This window comes from Mucilaginibacter terrae (assembly GCF_042679325.1).
GTDB lineage: Bacteria > Bacteroidota > Bacteroidia > Sphingobacteriales > Sphingobacteriaceae > Mucilaginibacter > Mucilaginibacter terrae.
Window position 1 is genome coordinate 187,311 of sequence record NZ_JBHTMJ010000011.1, and the last position, 12,123, is coordinate 199,433.

Genomic DNA, 12,123 nt, shown 5'->3' on the forward strand with positions numbered 1-12,123 from the left:
AAAAAAGCAGATGGTCAGGCGCTTTTATAGTATTTAATTTCGGCATCTCCCCACAAATCTTCTACGCCGTAAAATTCTCTTTTGTCAGTTTTAAATACATGAACTACTACGTCGATATAATCCAGCAGTATCCACTCCGCGTGCTCCAGGCCCTCTTTGCGCCAGGGGTCTTGCCCGGTAGCCTTAAAAATTTCATCTTCAATACTGTTGGCAATGGCTTTTACTTGTGTGCTGGAGTCGGCATGGCATATTACAAAATAATCGGATATCGAGCTTTTTAGGTTTCGTAGGTCTAATCTCACTATATCATTACCTTTTTTTTCCTGAATACCATGTATAGCTAATTCAGTGAGGTACGATGATTCATTTAACGCTTTGTTTTTTATCATTAAAAACCTTTAATTTTGAACGATTTGAATGTATTAATTATTACTTAGATATATATACTTTGCAAAATAACACTTTTTCGGGATTAATTGTTGGACAAAATTTACTTACCCTGAAAGAAGTTGACTCAACAAATACATTCCTTAAGAATATGCTGGCAAATAATGAGCCAGTACCCGAAGGAACGGTCATTATGGCAGAAAGCCAGGTAGCAGGCCGGGGGCAGCAGCAAAATAAATGGTATAGCTCGGTGGGCGAAAGCCTTACATTCAGCATACTGTTAAAGCCGGAATTTATACCTGTTTCGCAACAATTTATACTTACCTGTACCATAAGTTTAGGGATATACGATGCTTTGCAAACGTTAGTTGGTGCACAACTTAAAATTAAGTGGCCTAATGACATTTTTATTGGTAATTGTAAATTAGGTGGCATATTAATAGAAAACCAGGTGCAGGGTAAAGTCATTCGAAATTCAATTATCGGTATTGGCTTAAATATTAATCAAAGCGAGTTTCCTCACTGGGTATCCAATGCGGTATCTTTAAAGCAAATGTTACATACAGATTATGATTTAAAAACATTATTATTAGAGATTTGCAGGCATATACAATACTGGTACATTAAACTAAAAGACGGCAATTACAGTCAGATACAGGCAGCATATTTAAAGGCGTTGTATCGGTTAAATATCCAGGGCCGTTTTAAAGCACAGGATATTATATTTGAAGGCATTATAACCGGTATAAACCTTACCGGTCAATTGCTGGTAAAAAACAATGAAGTACTGGTAGCATACAATTTAAAGGAAATTGAATTTTTAAACAATTAATAGGATATGAAGAAAATATGGTTAATGATAGTTGCCCTGATGTTTACGGCAGCAGCCTTTGCACAAATAGATGCTCCTGTTAGATGGAGCTATGCTGCAAAAAGAGTAAGCCCTACCGAAGCGGTAGTATTGGTTAAAGCAACTATTGAACCCGGCTGGCACATCTACTCGCAAAACGTAAAAGATGGCGGCCCTATTGCTACTAATTTTATCTTTTCACCGGCTAAAAATTACACAGTTATTGGCAAGCCGGCCGAGCCTAAAGCCATTGTTAAATACGAGGAGGTGTTTAAAATGAATGTAAGCTATTTCGAAAACTCGGTTATTTTTCAACAAAAGGTTAAGTTAAAGGCTGCGGGTGCTGTAATTGTAAAAGGCAAAGTAGAGTATATGACCTGTAACGACCGTAAATGCTTGCCGCCCGACGAGGTTGAATTTAATGTAGCCGTACCGGTTAAATAAGCAACTGCATTATAAAATGAATTTATTATCTATCAAGCCAGCATACTCGTTTATGCTGGCTATTATTATTGTATTTAGCGTATTTCTATCTGCAGAACCTGTAACTGCAGGTGTTGCCCAAACTACCGATACGGTTTCAACTGCCGATCTGGAATTTACCGATGTTAAACCAGCCGTTACCACCGATAGTGCTAAAGTTGCCAGGGCTGCCGATTCGGTAACTGCCAAACCAACTTCCATTAAAACCGCGGGCGCCGTGGCAACCAAAGATGCAGAGCAACCCAAAACACTTTGGCAAATATTTATTGCCGGCTTAGTAGGTGGTTTTGCAGCATTGTTAATGCCTTGTATTTATCCATTGTTGCCATTAACTGTCAGTTTTTTTACTAAAAAGGCAGGTTCGCGCAGTAAGGGAATCTGGCATTCCATTATTTATGGCGTCTCTATTATTATCATATATGTAACATTAGGTTTTTTAATTACGCTCATTTTCGGTTCGGACGCGTTGAACGCTTTAGCCACCAATGGTGTATTTAATATGTTCTTCTTTTTGCTGCTCATTGTTTTTGGAGCATCGTTTTTAGGTGCTTTCGAATTAACATTGCCCAGTTCGCTTGCTAATAAGCTCGATCAAAACTCAGATAAAGGCGGTATGGCCGGCTTGTTTTTTATGGCTGCTACACTGGTAGTGGTGTCATTTTCATGCACCGGCCCAATTATTGGTACTTTACTGGTAGAAGCTGCATCAAAGGGTGAAAGACTGGCACCTGCTTTGGGTATGTTCGGATTTTCGTTAGCGCTGGCTATCCCGTTTACTATATTTGCTTTGTTCCCGTCGTTACTAAAATCGCTGCCTAAATCGGGTGGTTGGTTGAACAGCGTAAAAGTAGTATTGGGCTTTTTGGAACTGGGTTTTGCGCTTAAATTTTTGTCGAATGTTGATTTGGCTTACCATTGGAACTGGTTTGACCGTGAAGTATTCTTGTCTTTATGGATAGCTTTAGGTATATTTTTATTTTTATACCTCATCGGTAAGATCAAGTTTTCGCATGATAGCGATTTGCCTTATCTATCAGTTCCGCGCACGTTTTTTGCAGTGATAGTTTTTGCCTTTGTAGTGTACATGGTACCCGGTTTATGGGGTGCGCCACTTAAATCCATCAGCGGGTTTTTACCGCCAACCGCCACACAGGATTTTAACCTGACCAATTTAACCGAGGTTGCCGATGCTGCCCCCGAGCAAAAGGGATCTATCGTTCAAAAAAAGAACGAGAAACTATTTGTAAATGGTAAGCATGCGGGTTTTAACGAATGGTACGATTTTGACCAGGCGCTACAGGTATCAAAAGAGCTTAATAAACCTATATTAATTGATTTTACCGGATGGAACTGTGCCAATTGCCGCAAAATGGAGGCCGATGTATGGAGCGATAAAGAAGTACACAAGCGTTTAGCTAACGATTTTATTTTATTGGAATTGTACGTTGATGAAAAAACAGAATTGCCTGCCGGCGAGCAAGTTGTTTCTAAATTCAGCGGTAAAAAAATTAAAACAATAGGTAATAAATGGAGCGACTTTGAAGCTTCAAAATTTAATGTAAATTCGCAGCCATATTACGTTATTGTAAACGCTAAGGGAGAGGTGTTAGTACCACCCCAGGGCGCTAATTACAGCGTACAAAATTATATTGAGTTTTTAGACAGCGGCAAAGCCGCCTATGAGAAAAACAATGGCAGAAATTAAAAACATAGGTGTTTATACATCAGGTGGCGATTCACCGGGCATGAACTCCGCTATACGTGCCGTAGTACGAACGGCATTATATTATAACCTCGAAGTTACGGGCATACGTCGGGGCTACGAAGGTATGATCACCGGCGATTTGTTCCCTATGGACCGCAAATCGGTAGCCAATATTGTACAGCGTGGCGGTACCATTCTTAAAACGGCCCGTAGCGATGAGTTCAGGACTCCCGAAGGTCGACAGAAGGCGTTTAAACAATTAAAAAGGTACGGGGTTGATGCGCTTGTGGGTATTGGCGGCGATGGTACTTTTACAGGTGCCAAAGTTTTCAGTAACGAGTTCGGTATTCCTATTGTAGGTTTGCCGGGCACTATTGATAATGATTTGCAGGGTACCGATTTTACCATTGGTTACGATACTGCCATTAATACGGTTGTGGAAGCGGTGGATAAAATCCGTGATACGGCCGAATCGCATGATCGCTTATTTATTGTAGAGGTAATGGGTCGCGATTCGGGTTTAATTGCCCTGCGTACCGGCATTGCATCGGGCGCCGAAGCTATATTGATCCCCGAAACAAAAACTAATATTGAAGCCCTTTACCACCGTTTAGAGCAAGGCCGCAGGGATAAATCATCTAAGATATTAATTGTAGCGGAAGGTGAAGAAGCGGGTGGTGCATTTGAAATTGGTCGCTTAATCAAAGAAAAATACCCTAATTATGATACCCGCGTATCGGTATTAGGGCACATGCAGCGTGGAGGTCATCCCACTTGTATGGATAGGGTACTGGCCAGCCGTGTAGGTGTGGCAGCAGTTGAAGCTTTAATGCATGGTCATAGCCACGAAATGATAGGTATCATAAATCAGCAAATTGCCTATACCCCGTTCGAGAGTGCGATAAAACATAACGCCGAGGTTGATGCGAACTTGTTAAGAATTGTAGATATATTGTCTTTATAATAGAAGAGATATTTTCAATTTACAAAAGGCCGGGAAACTTAATAACTTCTGGCCTTTTCCTTTTGTTTTACCGCTAAATTGTATATTCTGTTTAAAATAATAGTTACATTGCATAATGCTTAAAGGCTTGATAGTCAGTTTAATAGTATTGATTTAGTAATGGTTGAAACAAAAGCTCAAATGAGAAACGATTCGATTGTTAAAATTGCTCTCTATGATGTCAAAAAATTAAGTTTAACAAAAGCTGCGTTTAATTAATTCAAAAAAGATAAGACCAATATTACTCCGATTTATTTAAGCCCAATAAATACCTGGTAAGAGATAGTTTACTTTTATCTGATTCAATTTATGTTGGCGCTTTTAGAGGATCTGCATATAATAAAACCTAAAAAGGCGTACTACAGGGTACTATTTCTTAGAGGGCGGTGTAGGTTATACAGCAGCCATATTAGCGCCTACCTTTGTGTTATTATTAGTTATACTTGCTAAAGCCAGCAAATAAATGCCTCATATATGTTGCATCAGAATATTATTACTGCCTGTGTTTTTTATTTTACAAATAATTTCTATCTTTGCATCCCCGCAGAAAGGACTCCGGGGGACATGTTGAATACATAACAAGAAGAAAAAATGGCAACTAAAATCAGATTGCAAAGACACGGTAAAAAAGGAAAACCTTTTTACTACATCGTAGTGGCAGATGCCCGCGCACCACGTGACGGGCGTTTTATTGAGCGTTTAGGTTCATATAACCCAAACACTAATCCGGCTACTATCGATATTAATTTTGACAAAACTTTTGAATGGGTTGATAACGGTGCTCAGCCAACTGACACTTGCCGTGCTATCCTGTCATACAAAGGTGTGTTATACAAAAAACACTTACAAGGTGGTGTTAAAAAAGGCGCTTTAACTCAAGAACAAGCTGATGAAAAATTCACTGCGTGGACAGAGCAAAAAGATGGAAAAATTTCTGGTAAAAAAGAAACTTTAACCAGCAGTAAACAAGAGATCCGTAAAGCTGCTTTACTTGCCGAAGCTAAGAAGAAAGAAGACAGAGCCGCAGCTATTGCTGCTAAAAATGCTCCTGTAGCCGTTGAAGAAGAAACTCCTGCAACCGAAGAAGGTACTGAAGCAACTGAATCTACCGAAACAGCTGAGTAATTTAAAAATACTTTACATGCAATAGCGAAGCCACCTTATCGGTGCTTCGCTATTGTTGTTTACAGACATTACTTAAATGAAAACAGAAGATTATTTTAGGGTAGGTACCGTTACCAAAACCCGCGGCTTAAAAGGTGAGCTGCAGGTTTACGTTGATTTTGACGGGCTGGAAAACATTGAATTTACTGCGGTATTTTTTGAGGTGGCCGGTAAGCTGGTTCCGTACTTTGTGAGCACTATTAAATACCCTATGACTAACACCGCTTACCTGGTTTTAGAGGAAGTAGATCATATTGATAAGGCTTCACTGCTGGTTAAAAAAGATTTGTATCTGCCCAATAAGTTGAAGCCGGTGAAAGACGAAAATGAATTTACATTAATGGATCTGCAAGGTTTTATAGCTATTGACGAAAACCATGGAGAACTGGGCGAAATCACCGAAGTGATAGAATATCCGCAGCAAATTATAGCATCCGTGCATTATAAAAACCGGGAAGTGCTGTTTCCTTTGAATGCTGAATTTATTAAAGGCATTGATGTAGAAGGCGGCGAGATATACCTGGCCTTGCCGGATGGTTTGCTGGATGTGTATCTGGAAGGATAAAGGAAAGAGTACAGAATCAAGAGTCAAGATAGAAAATTCTCTATTCGGTAACTTTATTCTATATTCTTATAATATGCAAAGTATTGTCTGTATTCTTGATTCTATACTCTGTATTCTAATTATAATAATTATGCGTTTCGATATAATCACCGTACTGCCAGGCTTGCTCGATAGCCCTTTTGCTCATTCTATTTTGCAGCGGGCTCAAAAAAAAGGTATAGCCGAAATATATGTACATAACCTGCGCGAATACTCTACCCATAAGCAAAAAAGCGTGGATGATTATCCGTATGGTGGCGGCAGCGGTATGGTAATGACTATTGAGCCATTTGCAGTTTGTATAGAGAAGCTGAAAAGCGAGCGTACATATAATGAGGTAATCTTTATGAGTCCTGATGGAGAAACGTTGAACCAGCAGATCGCCAATCAAATGTCAAGCCTGCAAAATGTGATGGTTTTATGCGGGCATTACAAAGGGATTGATCAACGCATCCGCGATCTTTACGTAACGCGTGAGATCTCCATAGGCGACTATGTACTTTCGGGTGGTGAACTGGCCGCTGCGGTGCTGGTAGACGCCGTAGTGAGGCTGATACCAGGTGTACTGTCTGACGAAACTTCGGCACTATCCGATTCTTTTCAGGATGGGTTACTGGATGCACCGCTATATACCCGCCCGGCCGACTGGAAGGGCCACCGCGTGCCCGATATATTATTGAGTGGCAACACGCCTGAAATTGAAAAATGGCGTTTTGAACAAGCCGTAGAACGTACCCGCCAGCGCCGGCCCGATCTGTTAGAGGAGTAGGGTAGATGTGCAAATGCGAGGATATGCAGATGTGCAGATGATTAAATGGATTGGTAAGGAGCCAATAAGTGGTGCTTAATCTGCACATCAGCATATTTGCACATCCTCAGATCATTTAAAATCTTTTTTCAAAATGGTTTTTATTTGTTTAAAATTTTCCCTATTATTGCAATCCGATTTTTACGGGCTAAAAATCGCTTTAAGAGCTTAAAATCATGGATTTAGTAAAATTTGTTGAAGAGCAGTCAGCAGAAAAAAGGCAGCTACCTGTGTTCAAATCAGGCGATACTGTTACTGTACACTATAAAATTAGAGAAGGTAGCAAAGAACGCGTTCAGCTATACCAGGGTGTAGTTATTCAGCGTAACAGCACAGGTAACAACGAAACATTTACCGTACGTAAAGTATCTAACGGTATTGGTGTTGAGCGTATATTCCCCGTCAATTCTCCAAACATTGATAAAATTGAAGTAAATAGCCGCGGTAAAGTGCGTCGTGCTAAGTTATATTACTTACGCGAACTTACCGGTAAAGCTGCACGTATCAAATCAAAACGCGTTTAAGTCTTTTTTTGTAACGTCTTTTATTCGAGGCCATCATAAGGCATTATGTAAAATCCCGGTAACACTTTTGTTGCCGGGATTTTTTTTGGCTTATTGAATGTAATGTTTTTAGTGAGATTATACCGGCAGTAAATTATTGCCACATGGTTATCTTATGCCATGGTTTTTGCAATTATTTATTGTAAGTCCGTTTCAGCCAGGCATCAGGCACCGGTATTATACAAATATTCATCGATTTATTGTCGGCCGATAACATGGCCGATTGGATCTCTACACGTGTGCCATCGGGGCTAAATGTAGGGTGGGGGTGATCTGCTGCGGTGGATTTATGCCCGGTGGAGAGCATCATCATCTCACTGGTATGCCGATCTATCAAATAAACGCTTCGCGAAAAATCATCGCCTACCGCCCAACGCCCGTCTTTAGAGCCGCCTACATGCCATAAACCGCTGCCGCTGGGAGTTTGCCCTGCAATAGTCATTTCGCGGGTACGCAGGTTTACAATACCTAAACCGGTTGGTTTTTCACGCGTACCCGATGGTCCCCATGCACTTTCTTGTCCTGGGTTTGCGCCGCCTACTGCTGTGCCCGCTACGGCTGGTGCTTCGGTGCCCGGTACTTTGCGGTGTCCCATAATGGCAATGGCTACTTCGTCGGGGGTTATTACCGCTTCGTGAGTTACCCACTCGTAAGTGGCCTCAGGGTATAGTGGGCGTAAACCAGTACCATCTGCTTTAATCGTCCAGGTACGTTGCGGCGATTTGCCGCCCGTTTCCCAGCAAAAAATAATTTCGCCCGGTACCCAGGGATTCACCTGTATGTGGCCAATTTGAAAAGGTACCGAGGTTATGTATCGTATATCGCCTGTTTTTACATTCATAGAGGCCAGCCCGTTTGGCCCGGCCCCCATTTTACGCGGACCAAAAGCCGAATCTATTTTGGCACCGGGTGCTAAATGCTTTCCGGCCTCTACTCTGCCCACATGGAAATAAACCTGGTCTTCATTGGCGTCTAAAGCCATATCACCACCGGCACCCATTTCAGCAGGTATGGTTCCGCAAACGCGTTGGTAAGTTGTTGCGGGCTGCATTTTACCCGCTTTACTATCAGCCAATACTTTGGTTAAATCAACCTCCACCACCTGTAAAGCACCGCCACGGCGCGGGCCTTCGGTAACAGGGCCTGTGTTGCGCATCAAATACAGTTTCATGTTTTTACGGGCAAGGTTAAGCATGCCGGTATAACCACCTTCGGTAATTTGCACCATATCTCCGTTCTTCTCGTTTACAGCAATGGCTTCTCCTTTGGCGCGGTTAGAGCGAAATACCAGCCATTGCCCGTCTGATGTCCATTGCGGATGCGTTTGATAGATCTTGCTGTCGCCTGCCGGTGTACTTGTTAAAAAGGTAAGCATGGTGCCCGTAACCGGGTCTTTCACTATTTTTCGTTCCGAAGGGAACCGCTTTCCAATTTGCGCTTGTAAAGAGGGCGTGAATAAGAGGCTGCTACCAATAGCAACAGCTATACATAAATAAGAATTTAATTTCATCATGTTAGATTTTAATGATATTCCCTGTATAAGTGTTATAAACTAACTTACGGAAATTACGTGTTATTAATTGGTGGTACTAAACTACCATTTAAACCTAAGGAGCAACTATCATACAGGATGGTACAGGTTACTGGTATTACCTGTAAATTTGACTGTTAAATTTTTTTTATGAATAAAATGCAGCCACGTGAAAACAATGAGGTTGAAATTGTAGATTTTATCCCGGCTTATCAGCAGGACTTTAAAAAGCTCAATGAAGAATGGATCACCCGGTACTTTAAAATGGAAGCCTCGGATTATAAATCACTCGATCATCCGCAGGAATATATATTGAATAGGGGAGATTATATTTCGATAGCGCTGTACCAGGGAGTGCCGGTAGGTGCGTGTGCGCTCATTAAAATGGATAATGATACTTTTGAACTGGCAAAAATGGCGGTATTGCCGGAGGCTCAAGGTAAAGGGATAGGCTGGTTATTGGGCAATGCCATTATAGAAAAAGCCCGTCAGGTAGGTGCAAAAAAGCTTTACCTGGAAAGTAACACCCTACTAATACCGGCCATTAGTTTGTACTATAAATTAGGTTTCAAAAAAATTACCGGTGTGGCTTCGCCTTACGAGCGGTGCAACATTCAAATGAATCTTTCACTGCAATAATTATAACAATATATTTCATGGAACCGGTTTGTTTTTTAATACTTAATTTCCATTTTTAGTGAATAATTGAATTGATTATTTTACTTCAACGGATATGGATTTTTTCAAAAAGCTATTGGGTGAGTTTATTGATATTATTGAATGGCAAGACTCGACTCATGACACCCTGTTATGGAAATTTCCCCGGTATGATAATGCCATAAAAATGGGTGCCAAGCTAACCGTGCGTGAATCGCAGGTGGCTATTTTTATGAACGAAGGAAAAATAGCCGATGTGTTTACGCCCGGTATGTATGAGCTTACCACGCAAAATATGCCTATTATGACCACGCTGGAAAGCTGGAAGTACGGGTTTAACAGTCCGTTTAAAGCAGATGTGTTTTTTGTGAGTACCCGCCAATTCACCAATCAAAAATGGGGAACTAAAAATCCGGTGATGATACGCGATGCCGAGTTTGGCCCGGTGCGTTTACGGGCTTTTGGCACATTTAGCTTTCGTATAAATAATGCCAAGCAGTTTTTACTGGAGTTATCTTCTACCAATTCCAGCTACACGGTAGATGATATTAATGAGCAGCTGCGCAATACTATTGTTTCGCGTGGTATGGATGAGGTTGCCGCGTCAAAAATTCCGATACTCGACCTGGCTGCTAACTACGATGAAGTATCTGCACTCATCAAAAATAAGATACAGCCTGATTATACCGGGCTTGGCTTAGAGCTTACCACATTAATGGTAGAAAATATTTCGTTACCACCCGAAGTTGAAGAAGTTTTAGATAAACGCAGCGGAATGGGTATTGTGGGTAACCTGGGTGCTTTTGCACAATACCAGGCGGCTAATGCTATCGAAAAATCGGCCGAGAATAGTATCGGCGGAAATTTAGGTGCGGCTGGGATGGGCCTGGGCGTAGGTGCAGCCATGATGGGGCAGGTAGGCAATGTGTTTCAGCAAAATCATTTCGATCCTAATGCAGCTAACACCAACATCCCGCCACCGTTACCGGTAAGCGAGCAGTACTTTGTAGCCGTTAACGGAAACTCGGAAGGGCCGCACAGTTTGCAGGTATTAAACAAAATGATAGCGGAAAGCTCTGTAAACGCTACCAGCATGGTATGGAAGAAGGGAATGGCTACCTGGGTAATTGCTGCCGAAGTGCCGGAACTGGCCGACTTGTTTAACAACACACCTCCGCCATTACCACAAGTTTAATAGCGGCTTAACTTATAGATATGAAACCTGCCGGCGAAGCAGCAGTTATTAAAAACTCTTTAACCTGCAAAGGCTGTGGTGCCATACTGCATTTTGCTCCGGGTACCAACAGCCTCAAATGCCAGTATTGTGATGTAGCCAACGAAATTGTACCGGTAGAAACAAACGGCATAGTAGCATCTATTGACTATGACACTTTTGTTGCCTCTGTAAATACGGTTTTGGTTAATAACGAGCTAAAAGTTGTTAAATGCAGCCAGTGTGGTTCGGAAACTAACTTGCAGGAAAATAGTACCGCCGAGAAGTGCGCTTTTTGTACCGCGCCGTTAGTGCTCGAACTGTCATATAACAAGGGTATTGTTAAACCACATTATATATTGCCATTTATCTTAGATGAAAAGGCTGCCGTAAAAAGCTTCAAGGATTGGTTAGCCGGATTATGGTTTGCGCCTAACAACCTGATTAAAAAGGTGGAAGCAAATGCGGCCTTGAAGGGCGTGTATATGCCTTACTGGACATACGATTGTGAAGCTATAACCAATTATACCGGCCAGCGTGGAGATTATTATTACGAAACTGAAACTTACACCGAAACTGTAAACGGCAGGCAGGAAACCAGAACCAAGAGAGTGCGGCATACCAGGTGGAGCTACGCCTCCGGGACCGTGAATTGTTCGTTTAACGATGTTACTGTGCCGGCCAGTAAATCCTTACCCCAACAAACGCTTACCGAGCTTGGTCCCTGGAATTTTAACAAGCTGTTAAGCTATGATGAGCGTTACATTAGCGGTTTTAGTGCCGAAACATTTCAGATTGATCCAGAGAAGGGATTTGAAACTGCGAAAAGTATTATGGAGATCACTATAAAAAATGCCATTGAAAATGATATAAGCGGGGATGAGCAAAGAATTGAAAGCTTTAATAGCCGGTATAATAACGTAGCTATTAAATATGTAATGCTGCCGGTTTGGGTAAGCGCCTACAGTTATAATAATAAGGTTTTTCAGTTTACAGTTAATGCCTGTACGGGCGAGGTAATAGGCAAGCGGCCTTATAGTATTATAAAAATTGTGTTAGCCATAATTTTGGTATTGATATTAATTACGGCGATTTTTATAATAATAGCTAATGCACAAGATCATAATGGGGGATAGTTAACCCAAAGTTTTGCTT

Annotated in this window: 13 protein-coding genes; 11 read left to right on the top strand and 2 right to left on the bottom strand. The window is 41.5% G+C overall.

Annotation, left to right across the window (positions count from 1 at the left end; translation table 11 throughout):
- Positions 1 to 14 precede the first annotated feature (14 nt).
- Entirely contained in the window at positions 15 to 389 is a 375-nt protein-coding gene (rsfS, locus tag ACFQ3S_RS10415) for a ribosome silencing factor (protein WP_377164060.1), read from the bottom strand.
- A 59-nt stretch (positions 390 to 448) separates the two neighbouring features.
- Between rsfS and ACFQ3S_RS10420 the strand changes: the two genes are divergently transcribed.
- The 8 genes from ACFQ3S_RS10420 to rplS all read left to right on the top strand — a co-directional run bounded on the left by ACFQ3S_RS10420 (position 449) and on the right by rplS (position 7,528).
- Positions 449 to 1,219: a biotin--[acetyl-CoA-carboxylase] ligase gene (locus ACFQ3S_RS10420; RefSeq protein ID WP_377164062.1), complete on the top strand. Its 771-nt coding sequence runs from the start codon at positions 449 to 451 to the stop codon at positions 1,217 to 1,219.
- A 6-nt stretch (positions 1,220 to 1,225) separates the two neighbouring features.
- Positions 1,226 to 1,681 (top strand): protein-disulfide reductase DsbD N-terminal domain-containing protein, encoded by a 456-nt coding sequence (locus tag ACFQ3S_RS10425; protein WP_377164064.1) that lies wholly within the window; start codon positions 1,226 to 1,228, stop codon positions 1,679 to 1,681.
- 16 nt (positions 1,682 to 1,697) lie between these two features.
- Positions 1,698 to 3,425, top strand: coding sequence for a protein-disulfide reductase DsbD family protein (locus tag ACFQ3S_RS10430; protein WP_377164066.1), 1,728 nt, complete (start codon positions 1,698 to 1,700; stop codon positions 3,423 to 3,425).
- Complete coding sequence (pfkA, locus tag ACFQ3S_RS10435; protein ID WP_377164068.1) at positions 3,412 to 4,389, top strand: 6-phosphofructokinase; 978 nt, start codon at positions 3,412 to 3,414, stop codon at positions 4,387 to 4,389. The genes ACFQ3S_RS10430 and pfkA overlap by 14 nt, the downstream gene beginning before the upstream one ends.
- A gap of 630 nt (positions 4,390 to 5,019) precedes the next feature.
- Entirely contained in the window at positions 5,020 to 5,553 is a 534-nt protein-coding gene (locus ACFQ3S_RS10440; protein WP_377164070.1) for a 30S ribosomal protein S16, read from the top strand.
- Positions 5,554 to 5,629: 76 nt separating this feature from the next.
- Entirely contained in the window at positions 5,630 to 6,157 is a 528-nt protein-coding gene (gene rimM / locus ACFQ3S_RS10445) for a ribosome maturation factor RimM (RefSeq protein WP_377164072.1), read from the top strand.
- Positions 6,158 to 6,287: 130 nt separating this feature from the next.
- Positions 6,288 to 6,965 (top strand): tRNA (guanosine(37)-N1)-methyltransferase TrmD, encoded by a 678-nt coding sequence (trmD, locus tag ACFQ3S_RS10450; RefSeq protein ID WP_377164074.1) that lies wholly within the window; start codon positions 6,288 to 6,290, stop codon positions 6,963 to 6,965.
- Between the two features lie 215 nt (positions 6,966 to 7,180).
- Positions 7,181 to 7,528, top strand: a complete 348-nt coding sequence (gene rplS / locus ACFQ3S_RS10455; protein WP_377164076.1) for a 50S ribosomal protein L19 — start codon at positions 7,181 to 7,183, stop codon at positions 7,526 to 7,528.
- Positions 7,529 to 7,700: 172 nt separating this feature from the next.
- Here the strand turns inward: rplS and ACFQ3S_RS10460 are convergent, their stop codons facing one another.
- A complete protein-coding gene (locus tag ACFQ3S_RS10460; protein WP_377164078.1) occupies positions 7,701 to 9,080 on the bottom strand; it encodes a TolB family protein in 1,380 nt (459 codons plus the stop codon).
- 168 nt (positions 9,081 to 9,248) lie between these two features.
- On the opposite strand from ACFQ3S_RS10460, the gene ACFQ3S_RS10465 reads away from it, so the two are divergent.
- From ACFQ3S_RS10465 to ACFQ3S_RS10475, 3 genes are all read left to right on the top strand, one after another.
- The gene (locus tag ACFQ3S_RS10465; RefSeq protein ID WP_377164080.1) at positions 9,249 to 9,737 is read left to right on the top strand and encodes a GNAT family N-acetyltransferase; all 489 of its coding nucleotides are present in this window, start codon (positions 9,249 to 9,251) and stop codon (positions 9,735 to 9,737) included.
- Between the two features lie 94 nt (positions 9,738 to 9,831).
- Complete coding sequence (locus ACFQ3S_RS10470) at positions 9,832 to 10,950, top strand: SPFH domain-containing protein (RefSeq protein WP_377164082.1); 1,119 nt, start codon at positions 9,832 to 9,834, stop codon at positions 10,948 to 10,950.
- 20 nt (positions 10,951 to 10,970) lie between these two features.
- Positions 10,971 to 12,104 carry a zinc finger domain-containing protein gene (locus ACFQ3S_RS10475; protein WP_377164084.1) on the top strand — a complete coding sequence of 378 codons (1,134 nt, stop codon included), beginning with the start codon at positions 10,971 to 10,973 and terminating at the stop codon, positions 12,102 to 12,104.
- The last annotated feature ends 19 nt before the right edge of the window (positions 12,105 to 12,123 follow it).